Source organism: Stappia sp., assembly GCF_965276915.1.
Taxonomy (GTDB): domain Bacteria; phylum Pseudomonadota; class Alphaproteobacteria; order Rhizobiales; family Stappiaceae; genus Stappia.
The window spans coordinates 3,639,563-3,657,956 of record NZ_OZ255709.1; the positions used below are offsets into that span (position 1 = coordinate 3,639,563).

At 65.1% G+C, this 18,394-nt stretch carries 15 protein-coding genes and 1 tRNA gene; 4 read left to right on the forward strand and 12 right to left on the reverse strand.

From position 1 onward, the window contains the following. Positions 1-31: 31 nt before the first annotated feature. The 8 genes from ACQY46_RS16800 to ACQY46_RS16835 all read right to left on the reverse strand — a co-directional run bounded on the left by ACQY46_RS16800 (position 32) and on the right by ACQY46_RS16835 (position 9,458). On the reverse strand, positions 32-307 hold the full coding sequence (locus ACQY46_RS16800) for an HU family DNA-binding protein (RefSeq protein ID WP_306030142.1): 276 nt from the start codon (positions 305-307) through the stop codon (positions 32-34). 184 nt (positions 308-491) lie between these two features. After that, a complete protein-coding gene (lon, locus tag ACQY46_RS16805; protein WP_428697158.1) occupies positions 492-2,915 on the reverse strand; it encodes an endopeptidase La in 2,424 nt (807 codons plus the stop codon). Positions 2,916-3,386: 471 nt separating this feature from the next. Then, positions 3,387-4,652 (reverse strand): ATP-dependent Clp protease ATP-binding subunit ClpX, encoded by a 1,266-nt coding sequence (clpX, locus tag ACQY46_RS16810; RefSeq protein WP_306030140.1) that lies wholly within the window; start codon positions 4,650-4,652, stop codon positions 3,387-3,389. A 246-nt stretch (positions 4,653-4,898) separates the two neighbouring features. Beyond that, positions 4,899-5,540: an ATP-dependent Clp endopeptidase proteolytic subunit ClpP gene (clpP, locus tag ACQY46_RS16815; protein ID WP_306030139.1), complete on the reverse strand. Its 642-nt coding sequence runs from the start codon at positions 5,538-5,540 to the stop codon at positions 4,899-4,901. A gap of 270 nt (positions 5,541-5,810) precedes the next feature. Further along, the gene (tig, locus tag ACQY46_RS16820; RefSeq protein WP_428697159.1) at positions 5,811-7,160 is read right to left on the reverse strand and encodes a trigger factor; all 1,350 of its coding nucleotides are present in this window, start codon (positions 7,158-7,160) and stop codon (positions 5,811-5,813) included. 122 nt (positions 7,161-7,282) lie between these two features. Further along, positions 7,283-7,367: transfer RNA gene (locus ACQY46_RS16825), tRNA-Leu, on the reverse strand. Between the two features lie 154 nt (positions 7,368-7,521). Further along, the gene (locus ACQY46_RS16830) at positions 7,522-9,054 is read right to left on the reverse strand and encodes an NAD(P)H-hydrate dehydratase (RefSeq protein ID WP_428697160.1); all 1,533 of its coding nucleotides are present in this window, start codon (positions 9,052-9,054) and stop codon (positions 7,522-7,524) included. Continuing rightward, positions 9,051-9,458, reverse strand: coding sequence for a VOC family protein (locus ACQY46_RS16835; protein WP_428697161.1), 408 nt, complete (start codon positions 9,456-9,458; stop codon positions 9,051-9,053). Before ACQY46_RS16835 ends, ACQY46_RS16830 begins: the two co-directional genes overlap by 4 nt. Positions 9,459-9,866: 408 nt before the next feature. On the opposite strand from ACQY46_RS16835, the gene ACQY46_RS16840 reads away from it, so the two are divergent. Then, entirely contained in the window at positions 9,867-10,205 is a 339-nt protein-coding gene (locus ACQY46_RS16840; protein ID WP_186389296.1) for a P-II family nitrogen regulator, read from the forward strand. A 102-nt stretch (positions 10,206-10,307) separates the two neighbouring features. Further along, entirely contained in the window at positions 10,308-11,717 is a 1,410-nt protein-coding gene (gene glnA / locus ACQY46_RS16845; RefSeq protein WP_428697162.1) for a type I glutamate--ammonia ligase, read from the forward strand. A 91-nt stretch (positions 11,718-11,808) separates the two neighbouring features. Here the strand turns inward: glnA and ACQY46_RS16850 are convergent, their stop codons facing one another. Then, a complete protein-coding gene (locus ACQY46_RS16850; protein WP_428697163.1) occupies positions 11,809-12,633 on the reverse strand; it encodes a cyclase family protein in 825 nt (274 codons plus the stop codon). A gap of 139 nt (positions 12,634-12,772) precedes the next feature. On the opposite strand from ACQY46_RS16850, the gene ACQY46_RS16855 reads away from it, so the two are divergent. Both ACQY46_RS16855 and ACQY46_RS16860 read left to right on the forward strand, forming a co-directional pair. Continuing rightward, positions 12,773-14,677, forward strand: a complete 1,905-nt coding sequence (locus tag ACQY46_RS16855; protein ID WP_428697164.1) for an ABC-F family ATP-binding cassette domain-containing protein — start codon at positions 12,773-12,775, stop codon at positions 14,675-14,677. A gap of 21 nt (positions 14,678-14,698) precedes the next feature. Continuing rightward, complete coding sequence (locus tag ACQY46_RS16860; RefSeq protein ID WP_428697165.1) at positions 14,699-15,403, forward strand: HAD family hydrolase; 705 nt, start codon at positions 14,699-14,701, stop codon at positions 15,401-15,403. 34 nt (positions 15,404-15,437) lie between these two features. Here the strand turns inward: ACQY46_RS16860 and ACQY46_RS16865 are convergent, their stop codons facing one another. The 3 genes from ACQY46_RS16865 to ACQY46_RS16875 form a co-directional block, all read right to left on the reverse strand. After that, a complete protein-coding gene (locus ACQY46_RS16865) occupies positions 15,438-16,859 on the reverse strand; it encodes a diguanylate cyclase domain-containing protein (RefSeq protein WP_428697166.1) in 1,422 nt (473 codons plus the stop codon). A 179-nt stretch (positions 16,860-17,038) separates the two neighbouring features. Next, entirely contained in the window at positions 17,039-17,764 is a 726-nt protein-coding gene (locus ACQY46_RS16870) for a class I SAM-dependent methyltransferase (protein WP_428697167.1), read from the reverse strand. Next, entirely contained in the window at positions 17,761-18,210 is a 450-nt protein-coding gene (locus ACQY46_RS16875) for a DNA polymerase III subunit chi (RefSeq protein WP_428697168.1), read from the reverse strand. Before ACQY46_RS16875 ends, ACQY46_RS16870 begins: the two co-directional genes overlap by 4 nt. Positions 18,211-18,394 lie beyond the last annotated feature (184 nt).

Here is an 18,394-nt window from a genome sequence, read left to right on the forward strand (position 1 = left end):
GGGCCGTCGGGTAAGTCAGAACGGTCTGCCTTCAGGCGTTGACGGCGTCCTTGAGGCCCTTGCCGGCCTTGAACTTCGGGGTCTTCGACGCCGGAATCTGGATCGTCTCGCCGGTGCGCGGGTTGCGGCCTTCGGAGGCAGCGCGCGCGGAAACGGAGAAGTTGCCGAAGCCGATGATACGGACTTCGCCACCGCTCTTCAGGGTTCCGGTGATCGCGTCGAGCGCCGCGTCGACGGCTTCGCCGGCCTGCGCCTTGGTGAGGCCCGTCTTCTCTGCGACCGAGCCGATCAGATCGTTTTTGTTCATGGCAGTCCCTTTCCTGGAAACAGAAAGCCCGACGATTCGTGACAGGCTTCGGGGAGGGACACTCTTGCGAAATCGTGCCCGTGGCAAGCCGAAAAGCGCAGAAATCCGCGATTTTTTGGCCTTTTTGCATGACAAAGGGGCCCCGACTGGCGTCGGGGCCCCTTTTTTGTGAATAAGCGGTGGATCAATGCGCGATGAGCTTGCTGCTATCGTCGTCCTTGACAACCGCCTTGGCCGCCGCCTCGGCCGCGGCCTCGTCCCATTCGATGCGCTCGGGAAGGCGCACCAGGGCGGTCTTCAGGACATCCTCCATCCGCGCCACCGGGATGATCTCCAGCCCGTTCTTGACGTTGTCGGGGATCTCCGCGAGGTCCTTGGCATTGTCTTCCGGGATCATCACCGTGGTGATACCGCCGCGCAGGGCCGCGAGGAGCTTTTCCTTGAGGCCGCCGATCGGCAGCACCCGTCCGCGCAGCGTGATCTCTCCCGTCATCGCCACATGGCGGCGCACCGGAATGCCGGTCATCACCGAGATGACGGCGGTGGCCATGGCGATGCCCGCGGACGGCCCGTCCTTGGGGGTCGCCCCTTCCGGCACGTGAACGTGGATGTCCCGCTTTTCGAACAGCGGCGGCTCGATGCCGAAGTCGACGGCCCGCGAGCGCACATAGGACGCGGCAGCGGAAATCGACTCCTTCATCACATCGCGCAGGTTGCCGGTCACCGTCATCTTGCCCTTGCCCGGCATCATGACGCCCTCGATGGTCAGCAGCTCGCCGCCCACCTCGGTCCAGGCAAGACCGGTGACGACACCGACCTGATCCTCCAGCTCCGCCTCGCCATAGCGATAGCGCGGCACGCCCAGGAAGTCCTCGACGACCACCTCGTCGACCTTGATGGCCGGCTTCTCGGACATCAGGATCTCCTTGACCGCCTTCCGGGCGAGCGTCGCCAGCTCGCGCTCGAGGTTACGCACGCCCGCCTCGCGGGTGTAGCGACGGATGACGAGCCTCAGCGCGGCATCGGACACCTCGAATTCGCCGTCCTTCAGACCGTGGTCCTTCTCGGCCTTGGTCAAAAGGTGACGGCGGGCGATCTCGACCTTCTCGTCCTCGGTGTAGCCGGCAATGCGGATGATCTCCATCCGGTCCATCAGCGGTGCCGGGATGTTGAGCGTGTTCGCCGTGGTCACGAACATCACGTCCGAGAGGTCGTATTCGATCTCCAGATAGTGGTCCATGAACGACGAGTTCTGCTCCGGATCCAGCACCTCGAGCAGCGCCGACGACGGATCGCCGCGGAAATCCATGCCCATCTTGTCGATCTCGTCGAGCAGGAAGAGCGGGTTGGACTTCTTCGCCTTCTTCATCGACTGGATGACCTTGCCGGGCATCGAGCCGATATAGGTGCGGCGGTGACCGCGGATTTCCGCCTCGTCACGCACGCCGCCGAGCGACATGCGCACGAACTCGCGGCCCGTCGACTTGGCGATCGACTTGCCGAGCGAGGTCTTGCCGACGCCGGGAGGCCCGACAAGGCACAGGATCGGCCCCTTCAGCTTGTTGGCGCGCTTCTGCACGGCGAGATACTCGACGATGCGCTCCTTGACCTTCTCCAGGCCGTAATGGTCGGCATCGAGCACCTCCTGGGCATGCTTCAGGTCGTGCTTGACCTTGCCCTTCTTGCTCCAGGGAATGCCAAGCAGCCAGTCGAGATAGTTGCGCACGACGGTGGCTTCCGCCGACATCGGGCTCATCTGCTTGAGCTTCCTGAGCTCCGCATTGGCCTTCTCGCGCGCTTCCTTGGAGAGCTTGGTCTTGGTGATGCGCTCTTCCAGCTCGGCCACCTCGTCGCGACCTTCCTCGCCGTCGCCGAGTTCCTTCTGGATCGCCTTCATCTGCTCGTTGAGATAGTACTCGCGCTGGGTCTTCTCCATCTGGCGCTTGACACGCGAGCGGATGCGCTTTTCCACCTGCAGGACGGAAATCTCGCTCTCCATCAGGCCGAGCACACGCTCCAGTCGCCCGGCGACCGAGGTGATCGCGAGGATCTCCTGCTTCTCCGGGATCTTGACGGCCAGATGCGAGGCGATCGTGTCGGCGAGCTTGGAATTGTCGTCGATCTGCCCGATCGCGCCGAGAACCTCGGGCGATACCTTCTTGTTGAGCTTGACGTAATTGTCGAACTCCGAGACCACCGAACGCGACAGCGCCTCGACCTCGACCGTATCGCTCTCCTCGTCCGTCAACACGCTCGCATAGGCCTCGAACAGGTCGCTGCGCTCGGTATAGGAGGTGATCTTCGCGCGGGAAACGCCCTCGACCAGCACCTTGACGGTGTTGTCAGGCAGCTTGAGCAGCTGCAGCACGGTCGCCAGCGTGCCGATCTCGTAGATGTCGGAAGGATCCGGCTCGTCGTCGGAGGCGTTCATCTGCGTCGCAAGCAGGATCTGCTTGTCGGCGCTCATCACCTCTTCAAGCGCGCGGATCGACTTTTCTCGGCCCACGAAGAGCGGCACGATCATGTGCGGGAAAACGACGATATCGCGCAGGGGCAGGACGGGATGAAGCGTGTCTTCGCCCTCGGGCCGCACATCGAACTCAGTCATGGGTTTTCCTTTCCTTGCGAACCCGCCGCCCCGGGGAGTGGCAGACACGACGGGCGCATTGCCGGAAGCGGTGCCGGATCGCCTTTGCGCATGCCCGGCGACTGTCGCCGTGTATGCGCGTTCGGTGTCCTGACTGGCCGATCTCCGCTGCCCCGTTTTCCGGGCACGGCGGCGGTCGCCCCGCTTGCCTGTTATGCCAATAGGTGGCGAGCCCCCTTCAACGTGTCAAGGCGCGCCGTTCGCGCGTTCGCCCCGCAGTGCCACAAGACTACGCCCAATGCGGTCTGATTCGCCGAAAAACTGCGGTTCACACGGGATCAAACGGTGGAAATCCCGCCCGGTTCCGCCGCCACAGCCTGCAAACGGTTCCTGAGCCGGTGAAGATCTGCCCCTGCGGCAGCTGTCGGACACGAAAAGACCCCGAACCGCAAGCGGTCCGGGGCCCCTCGTTACACGCGCAAAGACAGCGGATCAGGCCGTCGTTGCAGAATTCTCCGCCCGGTCCTCGTAGATGTAGAGCGGGCGGGCCTCGCCGGTCACGACCTCGGCCGAGATCACGACTTCCTTGACGCCCTTGAGCCCGGGGAGCTCGTACATCGTGTCGAGCAGGATCGCCTCGAGGATGGAGCGCAGTCCGCGCGCGCCGGTCTTGCGCTCGATCGCCTTGCGGGCCACCGCCTTGAGCGCTTCCTCGTGATAGGTGAGCTCGACATTCTCCATCTCGAACAGCCGCTGGTACTGCTTGACCAGCGCGTTCTTCGGCTCGGTGAGGATCTCGACCAGGGCTTCCTCGTCGAGGTCGCCGAGCGTCGCGATCACCGGCAGACGGCCGACGAATTCCGGGATCAGGCCGAACTTCAGCAGATCCTCGGGCTCCAGCTCGCTGAACAGCTCGCCGGTTCGCCGGTCTTCCGGTGCCTCGACATTGGCCTTGAAACCGATCGACGTCTTCCGGCTGCGGTCGGAGATGATCTTCTCCAGGCCGGCAAAGGCGCCGCCGCAAATGAACAGGATGTTGGTCGTGTCCACCTGCAGGAACTCCTGCTGCGGATGCTTACGACCGCCCTGCGGCGGCACGCTGGCGACCGTGCCTTCCATGATCTTCAGAAGCGCCTGCTGGACGCCCTCGCCCGACACGTCGCGCGTGATCGACGGGTTGTCGGCCTTGCGGCTGATCTTGTCGACCTCATCGATATAGACGATGCCGCGCTGCGCCCGCTCGACATTGTAGTCGGCCGACTGGAGCAGTTTCAGGATGATGTTCTCGACATCCTCGCCGACATAACCGGCCTCGGTCAGGGTCGTCGCGTCGGCCATGGTGAACGGCACGTCGAGAATCCGCGCCAGCGTCTGGGCGAGCAGCGTCTTGCCGCAGCCGGTCGGGCCGACGAGCAGGATGTTCGACTTCGCCAGCTCGACGTCGTTGTTCTTCGACGCGTGATTGAGCCGCTTGTAGTGGTTGTGCACCGCGACCGAGAGAACCTTCTTCGCCGGACCCTGTCCGATCACGTAGTCGTCGAGAACGGCACGAATCTCCTGCGGCGTCGGAATGCCGTCGCGCGACTTCACCAGCGAGGACTTGTTCTCCTCGCGAATGATATCCATGCACAGCTCGACGCATTCGTCGCAGATGAAAACGGTGGGGCCGGCGATCAACTTGCGCACTTCGTGCTGGCTCTTTCCACAGAAAGAGCAGTAGAGCGTGTTTTTCGAGTCGCCGCCGCTGGCTTTAGTCATCAGGTAAACCCCGCGTGGTTCGGAAGACTACCGGTCTTCCGCTGTGTCTTGGCGAGATGAACGTTCAAACGTCCATCTCTTTCCCGGAACCGGACCTACGACGCGCCCGCACTCGTCCCGCAATTGTCATCATGCTTCCACCTCAAAAATCAATATACGTTTAAGGCGAACCCATGGCGCCGGTTTTGCCCGGCGGTGGGAAGCCGCAACATCCATCGATTCGCGGCCTTCCCGTAGTCCGTTACATCACTTCGGCTTGCTCTCGCCGCCGGCAAGGCTCGAGCGGTCGGAGATGACCTCGTCGATGATGCCGAAGGACTTGGCTGTCTCCGCCGTCATGAAGTTGTCGCGCTCAAGCGCTGCCTCGACCTGGTCGAGTGTCTGCCCGGTGTGCTTGACGTAGATCTCGTTCAGCCGCTTCTTCAGCTTCAGGATCTCCTGGGCGTGCAGCATGATGTCCGCCGCCTGCCCGCGGAAACCGCCGGAAGGCTGGTGCACCATAACGCGCGAATTGGGCAGCGAGAAGCGGCTGCCCTTGGCGCCGGCCGCCAGAAGCAGCGACCCCATCGAGGCGGCCTGGCCGATGCACAGCGTCGACACTTCCGGCCGGATGAACTGCATCGTGTCGTAGATCGCGAGGCCCGACGTCACCAGCCCGCCGGGCGAGTTGATGTAGATCGCGATCTCCTTGGTCGGGTTCTCCGCCTCGAGATACAGAAGCTGGGCGCAAATCAGCGTCGCCAGGTGATCCTCGATCGGGCCCGTGAGGAAAATGATGCGCTCCTTGAGGAGCCGCGAATAGATATCGAACGCGCGCTCGCCCCGGTTCGTCTGTTCGACGACCATCGGAACGAGTGAGTTCACGGCGAAATCGACTGGATCCTTCATGCCTCGTCCATGCTTTGGAGGAACGCCCCCTGCCTTCGTCTTGAAGGCTCGACCTCTCGGACACGGTGCCAAGGCACGATCGGAAAGGAGCGGTCTCTGTATCGGTCTTGAGTCGAAAAAAGCGACACCCATACATAAGGGATGTCGCCGTAATCCGAAAGGTAGGTACTGGCCAGCCGCGGGCAAGGGTTAAAACCCGCGGGATCCGAGATAAGAAACGGCCCCGGCATGGTGCCGGGGCCGTTTCTCGTTTCACTGGCCGGCGAAGGATCAGGCAGCGGTCTCGTCGCCCTCGTCTTCCGCCATCAGCTCGTCCTTGGTGACCGTCTTGTCGGTGACCTTGGCAAGCTCGAGGATGTAGTCGACGACCTTCTCCTCGTAGATCGGCGCCTGCAGGCTGGCGAGTGCCGTCGGATTGCTCCGGTAGAACTCGAACACTTCCTTTTCCTGGCCCGGGAACTGGCGAACCTTCTCGTAGAGGGCGCGCTGCACCTCTTCGTCGGTCACCTTGACCTCGTTCTTCTCTCCGACCTCGGAAAGGACGAGGCCCAGACGCACGCGGCGCTCGGCGATCTTGCGATACTCGGCGCGCGCCTCGTCCTCGGTCGTCTCCTCGTCCTCGAAGGACTTGCCGGAGCGCTCCATGTCCTGCTCGACCTGGCGCCACACGCCGTCGAACTCGGACTGGACCAGACGCTCGGGCAGGTCGAACTGATAGACCTCGTCGAGCTTGTCGAGAAGCTGGCGCTTCACCTTCTGGCGGGTCATCGCGCCGAACTGGCTCTCGATCTGGCCGCGGATGATCTCCTTCAGCTTGTCGAGGCCCTCAAGGCCCAGCCCCTTGGCGAAGTCGTCGTCGACCGCGACCTCGCCCGGAGCCTGCACTTCCTTGACAACGATGTCGAAGGTCACGCCCTTTCCGGCCAGGTGCTTGGCCGGATAGTCCTCGGGGAAGCTGACTTCGATGACCTTCTCGTCACCGGCCGTCAGGCCGACGAGCTGCTCCTCGAAGCCGGGAATGAACTGCTTGGAGCCGATCACCAGCTGACCGTTCTCGTCGGCGCCGCCCTCGAAGGGCTCTCCGTCGAGCTTGCCCAGATAGCTCATCTGCACCCGGTCGCCGTCTTCCGCCGCGCCGTCCTTGGTGGTGAACGGCTTGTTGTTGGCAGCGATCTGCGTGATCTGCTCATCGACCTCGGCATCGTCGATCTCGACGACCGGGCGCTCGATCTCGACAGTCTTGAAGTCGATGATCTCGAACTCCGGCAGAATGTCGTAGCTCAGCGTGAAGGCAATGTCGGCGGAGCCTTCGAGAATGGCCTCGGCGTTGCCCTCCGGCAGGTCGATCTCCGGCTGCAGAGCGGGCTTCTCGTTGCGCTCCTCGACCGCCTTGCGGGTGGTCTCGTTGAGCATCTCGTTGAGAATCTCGGCGGTCGCCTGGCGGCCGTACATGCGCTTCATGTGCGCCATCGGCACCTTGCCCGGCCGGAATCCCTTGATTTTCACCTTGTCCTTGAGGTCTTCAAGATAGGTGTCGAGGCGGCTAGCAAGCTCAGACGCCGGAATGACGACTTTCAGTTCGCGTTTCAGCCCCTCGGCCAGCGTTTCGGTTACCTGCATGGTCGTGTGCTTCGCCCTTGATCGAGAACGTCTTTCCGACAGCTCGTGTGATTGTGGTCCCCGGCTCGGGAGTGCTTGGCCGGGTTCGCTAAAATCCGGTGCTCATCGCTTCGGGCCTGACGTGGTGCGGGCGGAGGGACTTGAACCCCCACGGCGTTCGCCACCAGAACCTAAATCTGGCGTGTCTACCAGTTCCACCACGCCCGCGACGTGCATAGGCGCCCAAAGTCGAGGCGCGGCCTCTATAACACCCCGCTTGGCGCGGTCAAAGGAAAATCCGGACGCCGTCCACCGCCCGCCGCCACCCGGCGAGCCACCGGTTTCCGGACGCTTCCGCCAGGCGCCCCGCGCCCCGGGCCGGCTATCCGGCGAAGTGTTCGCCAAGCGCCAGGCGCAACGCCGGCTCAAGATCTTCCGCCGTCAGTGCCGGACCGGCGAGAACGCCGGACCGACCGTGCAGCCAGACCCCCGCCACGGCCGCCTCGAAGGCCGGGACGCCCTGCGCCAGCAGGCCGGTGACGATCCCGCACAGGACGTCGCCCGAGCCGGCCGTTGCCAGCCACGCCGGCGCATTGTCGTTGACAACCGCCCGCCCGTCGGGCGCCGCCACCACCGTATCGGCCCCCTTGAGAACGACGACGCCGCCGGCCAGGCGCGCGGCGGCCCGCGCCCGTGTCAGTTTCGATGGCACGCCGGCCCAGTCCGCATCGCCGAACAGGCGCGCGAACTCGCCCTCATGCGGCGTCAGCACCACGTCGCGCGCCCGTTTGCCGGACCGTGCCGCTATCGCCTGCGCCAGTTGCCCGGATGCATCTTCGAACGCGGTCAGCGCGTCGGCATCGAGAACCACGGCGCGCAAGCCGGAGGCAAGTGCGACCAGCGCCAGTTCGCGCGTGCCGGCCCCCGCACCCGCCCCCGGCCCGATGGCAACCGCGTTGAGCCGCCGGTCGGCGAGCAGGTCTCCCAGCCCGTCCTTCCCCTGGAACTTGCGCACCATCACCGCCGTCAGGTGCATGGCATTGACCAGCGCCGCCGACGGCGGCGTCGCCACCGTGACGAGCCCCGCGCCTGAACGAAGGGCGGCACCCGCCGCCAGCCGCGCGGCACCCGTGGACAAGGCCGACCCCGAGACGACGACCGCATGGCCGCGCGCGTATTTGTGCCCGCCCGCATTTGGCGCGCGCAGCGCCGCGCTCCACAGCGCCGGATCGTTGCGCCAGGTCCTTTCCGGATCGCCGGTATGGACGCTTTGCAGGACCTCATCGGGAATGCCGATATCGGCGATCTCCAGCCGGCCCCGAAGCTGGCGCCCGGGGAACAGGTAGTGACCGGGCTTGCCCCGGAAGAACGTCACTGTCCTGTCCGCCGCGACGGCGGTTCCAAGAACCGTTCCGCCCGCCCCTTCAACGCCCGACGGCAGGTCGACGCTGAGCACCGGCCGCTCGGCAAGGTTGACGAGGCCGACGGCTTCGGCGGCAACTCCTGACAACGGACGGGCGAGCCCCGCGCCGAACAGCGCATCGACGACAATGCCGGCGGTCGCCAGCGACGCCGCGACACCTCCGGCGGTCAGCGGAGTGCAGGCAATGCCGGCTGCCTCCATCTCCTCAAGCGCCAGCGCGGCATCGCCCGTGATCCGCTCGCGGGCGCCCAGAAGGAGCACCTCGACCCGGTAGCCGCGCCGGCGCAGGACCGTCGCGGCAACGAAACCGTCGCCGCCATTGTTGCCCGGCCCGGCGAGAACCAGCACCCGTGCCGCCAAGGGAACCATCCGGGTGCAGGCGTCGGCAACAGCGAGGCCGGCACGGCGCATCAGCTCGATGCCCGGCGTGCCGCCCGCGACGGCGAGCGCGTCCGCCTCCGCCATCCGCTCCGGCGACAGAAGCTCGTTCACCCCTCGGCCCCGCCGGCCAGCACGACGGCCTGGGGCTCCGACAGTTCAACGAGATTGCCGTCGGGATCACGGACATAGACCGAGCGCAAGGGCGACATCGCACCGGTACGCGACACCGGCCCCTCCTCGATCGCGACATGCGCCTCTTTCAGCCGCTGTATCGCATCGTCAAGCGAGGCCACCAGGAAACAGAGATCGCCGGATCCCGGCACGGGCTTGCGCGCCGCCGGCGAGAATTCGGCGCCGGCCTGATGCAGGTTGATCTTCTGCGCGCCGAAACGCAGCGCGCGCCGGCCACCGCCAAAGATCACCTCCTCCATGCCAAGCACTCCGCAATAGAAGCCGACCGTCCGGTCGAGGTCGGCAACCGTGAGCACCAGGTGATCGAGCGCCTCGATCCTCATGCCAGTCTCCCCATTGTTCTGCGGCGCGAACCGCCGCCTTCCAGGACAAGCGCGGCTCATGTCCGTCTTCCTGTTATCTCCTTGAAGAGTTTCCCGAACCGGAACGATGTGCAAGACGGCATCTTTGCGAGGTCGGACAGGCTCCGCGCTTCGCGGCCCATTGCGCTTCCGCCGGCCGCTCCGGATCAACAAAGCGATTCCTGCCTATTTCTTGTTCAGAATGCATAGTGTTTAATCAGCATAAGCCGACTGCCCATTCGCCCGACCCGAAAATTCCGGGTAAATTGCCCGAATTACAGGCTCTTTTTTCGGCAGGCGAAGTTGGCACGCCGCGTGCTACTGAGGAGTTGGCACAGGCCCGGAACGGTCGGCATTTCGAAACAGAAACGACGCGAAGTGGCGGAGGCGATGAAGAAAATCGAGGCAATTATCAAGCCGTTCAAGCTGGATGAGGTCAAGGAGGCGCTCCAGGAGGTCGGTCTCCAGGGCATCACCGTGACGGAGGCCAAGGGATTCGGCCGCCAGAAGGGCCACACCGAACTGTATCGCGGCGCGGAATACGTCGTCGACTTTCTCCCCAAGGTGAAGGTCGAGATCGTGCTTACCGACGATCTGGTCGACAAGGCCGTCGAGGCGATCCGCAACGCCGCCCAGACCGGCCGCATCGGCGATGGCAAGATCTTCGTGTCCACCGTCGAGGAAGCGGTCCGCATTCGTACCGGCGAGACCGGCACCGACGCAATCTGACCCGTCCACGACAAACGGGCCGGACGGACGCCGTCCAGGCAGGGCCACCCCGTCTCTCGTGAACGAACGCACTGACACCCAAGGAAAACAGGGAAGCTATAAATGACGACCGCCAGCGATATTCTGAAGGAAATCAAGGACAAGGACATCAAGTTTGTCGATCTGCGGTTCACCGATCCGCGCGGCAAGCTGCAGCATGTCACGATGGATGCCGGCCTCGTCGACGAGGACATGTTCGCCGAAGGCGTCGCCTTCGACGGATCGTCCATCGCCGGCTGGAAGGCGATCAACGAGTCCGACATGACGCTGATTCTCGATCCCGAGTCGGTCCATGTCGATCCGTTCTTTGCCCAGTCGACCATCGCCATCGTCTGCGACATCATCGACCCGATCTCCGGTGAAGCTTACAACCGCGATCCGCGCACGACCGCCAAGAAGGCCGAGGCTTACATGAGCTCGCTCGGCATCGGCGACACCGTCTTCGTCGGTCCGGAAGCCGAATTCTTCATCTTCGACGACGTCCGCTTCTCCGCGGACCCGTACAACACCGGGTTCCGCATCGACAGCATGGAACTGCCGTCGAACATGGGCTCGGAATACGAGACGGGCAATCTCGGCCACCGTCCGCGCACAAAGGGCGGCTACTTCCCGGTCCCGCCGATCGACAGCTGCCAGGACATCCGCTCGGAGATGCTGACCGTCCTGACCGAGATGGGCGTCACCGTCGAGAAGCATCACCACGAGGTGGCAGCTGCCCAGCACGAACTCGGCATCAAGTTCGACACGCTGACCCGCAACGCCGACAAGATGCAGATCTACAAGTACGTGGTGCATCAGGTTGCCCATGCCTACGGCAAGACGGCCACCTTCATGCCGAAGCCGGTCTTCGGCGACAACGGCACCGGCATGCACGTTCACCTGTCCATCTGGAAGGACAGCAAGCCCGTCTTCGCCGGCAACCAGTACGCGGATCTCTCCGAGAACTGCCTCTACTACATCGGCGGCATCCTGAAGCACGCCAAGGCGCTGAACGCCTTCACCAACCCGTCGACCAACTCCTACAAGCGTCTGGTCCCGGGCTACGAGGCTCCGGTCCTGCTCGCCTACTCGTCGCGCAACCGTTCGGCCTCCTGCCGCATCCCCTTCACGTCCTCGCCGAAGGGCAAGCGCGTCGAAGTCCGCTTCCCGGATCCCTCGGCAAACCCGTATCTGTGCTTTGCCACGTTGCTGATGGCGGGCCTCGACGGCATCAAGAACAAGATCCATCCCGGCGACGCGATGGACAAGAACCTCTACGACCTGCCGCCGGAGGAGCTGAAGGAAATCCCGACCGTCGCCGCCTCGCTGCGCGAAGCCCTGGAAGCCCTCGACGCCGACCGCGACTTCCTGAAGGCCGGCGGCGTCATGGATGACGACCAGATCGACGCCTATATCGAGCTGAAGATGGAAGAGAACATGCGTTACGAGATGACGCCGCATCCGGTCGAGTACGACATGTACTACTCGGTCTGATCCGCGCCTTTCGGCAACGCGATCTCCGGGGCCTCCCGCGCCCCGCACGAACCCCCGGCCCTTGGCCGGGGGTTTTTGCTTGTGCGGCCGCCTATACCAGCGCCAGCACCCGGCTCGGGCCGCCGGTCGCGCCCTTGATCTTCGGCGCGCCGACCACCAGCGTCGCCCCCTTGGCCGGCACCTCGTCGAGCCCGGCGACGCATTCCAGTCCCCAGCGCCCGGACGGCAGCCACGTGTAGTGCGTGTCGAAGGTCTTCGACGCGCCGTGGTCGAGCGACAGCGTGTCGGAGGCCATTCCGACCACGCCTTTTTCCATCATGTAGAGGCAGGCTTCCTTGGAAAAGCCGGGGAAATGCATCGCCCCGTCCGCATCCGCGTTGCGGTACTTGTCATCGGCCACGTAAGCGCCCCAGCCGGAATTCATGGCAACGCATCCCCCGGACGGCAGGTCGCCATGGGCCGCCTCGTAAGCCTTCAGGTCCTCCACCGAAAGCTGGTAGTCCGCATCGGCCGCGGCCTTCTCCCGGACATTGACCACGGCAAGCGGCACGACCAGCTGCTCCATGGAAAGCTCGTCGGCGGATGCCCCGTCGGCGGAAAAATGCAGCGGCGCGTCAAGATGCGTGCCGGTGTGCTCCGCCAGGTGCCACGTGTACATGTTGAAGCCGTCCTTGGAGAACTCGGCGGTGCGCTCCATCTGCAATTGCGGCTTGCCGAAGAAGGTCGGAAAATCCTCCCCCAGCGCATGAGTGAGATCGACGGCCCGCGTGAACGACACGTTCGCCGCCTGTGCGGCGCGCGGCGGGGGAAAGGCGGAGAAGACGGCCGCACCGGCCGCCGCCCCCGCGACGCCCTTGAACAGGCCGCGCCGGCTCAGACGGCGCGCCACGACTTCCTGACAACCCGGAACACACATGCTTTTCCCCTCTCGATTGCAATGGGCAGGACCTGCATCCTAGGCTGTGCGGGGGCAGCGTTGCAATTGGGTCACCAAGGCGCGGCAACGCGTCCGCCACCCCTTGCGCGAACAGTCGTTTCCCGCCATTGATCCGCCCATGTTGCAGATCACAGACCTCACCTACCGCATTGCCGGACGCACGCTGCTGGAGCGCGCGAGCGTCATGCTGCCGACCGGCGCCAAGACCGGCTTTGTCGGCCGCAACGGCGCGGGCAAATCCACCCTGTTTCGCCTGATCACCGGCGACAGCGCCCCCGAAAGCGGCGAGATCCGCATGCCCAAGGGTTTGCGCATCGGCCAGGTCGCCCAGGAGGCGCCAGGAACCGAAGAAACGCTGCTGGAGGTGGTACTCGCCGCCGACACGGAGCGCGCCCTGCTGCTTGCGGAAGCCGAAACCGCCACCGATCCGCTGCGCATCGCCGAGATCCACACGCGGCTCGCCGATATCGACGCGCACACGGCGGAGGCGCGCGCCGCGCGCATTCTCGCGGGCCTCGGATTCGACGCGGAGGCGCAGACCCGACCGTGCTCCGCCTTTTCCGGCGGCTGGCGCATGCGCGTCGCGCTCGCCGCCGTGCTCTTTTCCGAGCCCGACCTGCTGCTGCTCGACGAGCCGACCAACTATCTCGACCTGGAAGGCACGCTGTGGCTGGAAAGCTATATCGCGCGCTATCCGCACCAGGTGCTGCTGATCAGCCACGACCGCGACCTGCTCAACAAGGCCGTCGATTCGATCGTCCATCTCGACCAGTTGAAGCTGACCTTCTACCGCGGCGGCTTCGACAGCTTCGACCGGCAGCGCCGGGAAGCGCTGATGCTGCAGGAAAAGAGCCGCGAGAAGCAGGAGGCCCAGCGCAAGCACATGCAGGCCTTCGTCGACCGCTTCCGCGCCAAGGCCTCCAAGGCACGCCAGGCCCAGTCGCGGCTGAAGATGCTGGAGAAGATGGAGCCGATCGCCGCCGTGGTGGGAGCCGACGCGCTGCCGATCTCCTTTCCCGACCCGGACGGCCGGCTGGCGCCGCCGATCGTGCGCATGGAGAACGTCTCCGTCGGCTATGGCAACACGACGATCCTCTCGCGCCTGTCGCTCAACATCGACAATGATGACCGCATCGCCCTGCTCGGTTCCAACGGCAACGGCAAGTCGACCTTCGCCAAGCTTGTCGCCGGACGGCTGGAGAAAAAGTCGGGCGAGACCACCAAGGCCTCGAAGCTGAAGGTCGCGTTCTTCGCCCAGCACCAGCTCGATGAGTTGATGCCGGCCGAAAGCCCCGTTGCCCATGTACGCCGGCTGATGCCGAGCACCCCGGAAGCCAAGGTGCGCGCCCGCGTCGCGCGCTTCGGCCTGCCCACAAGCCGCATGGACACGCCCGCCAAGGATCTGTCGGGCGGCGAGAAGGCGCGCCTGCTGCTGGGTCTGGCGACATTCGAGGGGCCGCACCTTCTGATCCTCGACGAGCCGACCAACCATCTCGACATCGAAAGCCGTGAGGCCCTGATCCAGGCGGTCAACGCGTTCGACGGCGCCGTCATCCTGATCAGCCACGACCGACATCTGGTCGAGGCCTGCGCCGACCGGCTGTGGCTCGTCGCGGACGGCGGCGTGCAGTCCTTCGACGGCGACATGGAAGACTACCGCCGTCTGGTGCTGAAGCGCGACAAGGGCGAGCGCAACGGCAAGAAGGGCGCGCCTGCCGCCAAGGTCGAGGCCCCGGCCCCAGGCGAGACGGCACCCGGCGAGCAGGAACGGCGACGCGGGACGGCGGAACGCCGGGCCCGGCTTGCGCCGCTGCGCAAGGAGGTCCAGGCGGCCGAAAAGGAAATCGCCCGTCTGCAGGACAAGATCGGCAGGCTCGATGCCGCCCTCGCCGACCCGGACTTCTTTCTCAAGGATGCCGAACGGGCGACCAAGTTCGCCAAGGAGCGGGCCCATCTGGAAAAGAAGCTGGTCCGCACGGAAGAACACTGGCTCGAGCTGTCTGCCGAGCTGGAAGGCACCTGACGCCAGCAACGGGAGCCGGCAATGGCACCTTCGCGACTGACGACGATCGGCTTCGACGCCGACGACACGCTTTGGCACAATGAGCGCTTCTTCAAGCTGACCCAGGACCGTTTCGCCGAGCTTCTCGCCGGTTACAGCGAGTGGGAAAGCCTGGAGGAGCGCCTGCTGGCCGCCGAACGGCGCAACCTCGCGCACTACGGCTACGGCATCAAGGGCTTCACCCTCTCCATGATCGAGACCGCCATCGAGGTGACCGACGGCACCCTGCCGGCCTCCGTGATCGGCGAGATCCTCGAGGCGGGCCGCGACATGCTCTCCCATCCGGTCGAACCGCTTCCCCATGTGGAAGAGACGCTCGCGGCGCTGGCGGGCGACTTCCGGCTCGTGCTGATCACCAAGGGCGACCTGTTCGACCAGGAGCGCAAGATCGCGGCATCGGGCCTTGGCGAGCATTTTCACGCGGTCGAGATCGTGCACGAGAAGACGAGCGAGACCTATCAGACCCTGTTCGCGCGCCATGGCGACGGCGCGGCGCGGGCGATGATGGTCGGCAACTCGCTGAAGTCCGACATCCTGCCGGCGCTGCAGGCGGGCAGCCATGCGGTTCACGTGCCCTACGAGCTCACCTGGGCGCTCGAACACGCGGACGAGCCCGTCGACCATGACCGCTTCCACCAGGTTGCGCATCTGGGCGAACTCGCGGAGATGCTCGCCCGCCTGCGCTAAGACCGGGCGTCGACAGCCCTGCAGGAGGCTGCCGTCATTCCGGCGCGGAACGCGACCCTGTACGACGTTCCATCTCGGTCCGGTACTCAAGTGCCCTGTGCTTGCCCGCATCCTTGGCCCCGTACATGGCCATGTCCGCCCGCCGCATCAGCTCGGCCGGGTTCAGCGGCTCCGTGGTGGTGGCGTGGCCGATGCTGGCGCCGATCGCAACCCGGTGTTCGCCAATGGCAAACGGGACGGAAAAGGCCTGGAGGACGCGTTCGGCAAGCCCGGCGGCAGGAAGCGGGCCGGTCTGCGCCAGCGCGAACTCGTCGCCCCCCAGCCTGCCAATGGCCGCGAAGTGCTCCTGAAACCCCGCGATCCGGACGGAGACGGCGGCGATCAGGATATCGCCCACAGCGTGCCCCCAGGTGTCGTTCACCTGCTTGAAGCCGTCGAGATCGAGCATGTGCAGGGTCAGCGGACGCCCGGGCGTGGTGTTCGGTGCCAGCCCCTCCAGCGCTTCCATGAAGCCGCTGCGGTTCAGCATTCCGCTCAGCGGATCGCGCTTGGCCTCGTATTCCGCGATGGCGGCGATGCGGCGCAGTCTCAGCGACTCCAGCACGCCGGCGGCCAGGACCATCAGCAGGAACACGACCAGGATCGCGCCGGCGACGACAAGCATTGGCTGAAGGCGCTCGAACGCCCGGTCTCCCGGTTGCCGGCTCGGCCAGGAAAGATGGCCGAGCCGAGCTCCCGAAACATCCTTCAGCGCCAGGTTGAGCCGGCCGGCAAACGGGTCGGACTGCAGCGTCAGGCCGGCAATCTGGTAATCCTTGGCAATGGTTTCGGTGATCGCCTCGTCCATCACCTTCAGCAGGATAAGGATAGGATTGTCACGACTAGCAGCCGCGTCCATGTCGAAGCGGCGGATCGGCATCGCCGCCGCCGCGGCGATGCCCTCGCCGGTCCTGGCAAGGCCGGACACCGGCGCCTCGTCGCCCTCGCGGGCCATCCCGGCCAGCAACATGAGCGGTGCTCCCGAGGCAAGCAGCGGATCGAAAGGTTCTCCCTCCAGATAGGCCGACACCACCGTCCCGCCGCTGCCCACGACGATCACGCCGTCGTAAAGCGGGTAGTCCGCGATCCCCCAGTTGTCGAGGATCCAGGCCTGCGCCTTGTCGGAGGTGACGGCGTCATAGGCCTCGTCCCACAACGCATTGTCACGGACTGTCAGGGAGAGGCGCCGTTCGAGGGCCGCGACAGCGGCGGCGGCGGCGGCCGTCGCGCGCTCGTCGTCGATAGCATTGGCCGTCCCGCGCATCGACAGGACGACATGGGAAACGATCAGCAACAGGATCATCGCAACGGCGAGGAAGACACCCGTCACCACGGAGATCGACCAGATCTGGCCGCGTGTAACGAGCGGCCGGATCGCCGGTCCGCTGTGATCGGGCAAAGTCCTGCGCTTCCCCATGCCGACAACCCTACCCCGCAAGCCACTCCAGGTCACGATTGGCGCACGTATCGCTCGCGCGCATAGACCTGGAGGAGAAAAGCATCGGCAAAAATCCCTAGTATCCGCTCCTGCTTAGCCTGATTCGGCGCTCCAGGCACGCGGCAGCCACGACGCTGGCGTCACAATCGCATCCACCGTCAAACGCCCTGCCCCGGATATCCGTTCCCCCGTCGCCAGACCGCGCGGATATGCGGGATCACCCGCTCTCCCCTGCGAACTTCGTAGGCGAATGTCTCCTCACAGGTCAGGCCCAGCGCCGCGAACCGGGCAAGCTCCGACGGGACCAACGGCCAGGGCGGCCCGGAACTCTCCGTGCCCTCCTCCGCGGATCGGCTGATGACAAGAAGCCGCCCCCCGGGTGCGACGAAACGGGCGATCGCGGCGAACCCATTCTCCCGCAACTCCCCGTGCAGGGCCTGCAGCGTGTAGCACTCGTGCACGAGGTCGAAGGCGCCTATCCACTCGGGCGGTGGATCGAACAGGTTGGCGGCCCGATAGCCGATCGGACTTTGCGGGAAACGCGCCCGCGCCCATTGGATCGCTGTTGCCGACAGGTCGAATGCGGTCGTCCGGTAGCCGGCCGCCGCCAGCGCCTCGGCATTGTCGCCGAGCCCGCAGCCGATATCGAGAGCGCTTTCGCCGGCAGCCGCTTTGTCCGCCAGCCAGTCGATCAGTTCCTGTTTGGGCGCCAGGTCCGCCCAGGGCACGGCTGCAGGATCTCCTTCGGCCGTGTCATAGACCGCATCGAACCAGGTCGAACGGTCTTCGCGATTGCCGCCCTTGGCACCGAACAACGTATCGAGCCGTTCGCGCGCCGCATCCCGGCGCCGGATGAAATCGTCGTCCCAAGGCGCTGCACTCATGCCTTCTTCTCCCAGCGGCCGCTATCGGCCTGCTGCCAGTAGGTGAGTTCGTGTCCTGCCGCCTTCATCGTCTTCCAGTGCGCCCGCGCATCGGCGAGCGCTTCAGGATCGTGGCCGTCGAACAGGAACACCCCGCGTTCATAGGACGACAGGTCGGGCGGCGTGGCGCGGTCGACGAGAAACCGCACGCTCGCCGCGTTCGGATTCTCCGGTCCGTCCGTCAGGTAGACGGGTTGCGCCTCGGCATGGCCGTCGGCCACCGTGCCATGCGGCAGGAACGCATCGTCGCGATACGTCCACAGGAGCGAATCAATCGCCTCGCACCGCTCCCGGGAGCCCGACTGCACGACGCAGCGCCAGCCCCGCGCGAGACTTTTCTCCAGCAGGCCCGGCAGCACTTCCTCGAGCGGCTTGATCATCAGGTGGTAGAAAAGGACCTCCGTCATCGCCCCAATCCCCTTGCCGGAGAACGCGTTTTTTCCCTGTCGCGGCACCTTCCACTCCCCCACCCTGCGGCAGGTGTGCAACAGGTGCCGCGAGAAGTGACGCAGCGGCCGACAGCGGCTTTGATTTGCAAAGGATTCACGATTAACGGTTTCCCAACTTCGGACCGGCAGATTGACGACCGGG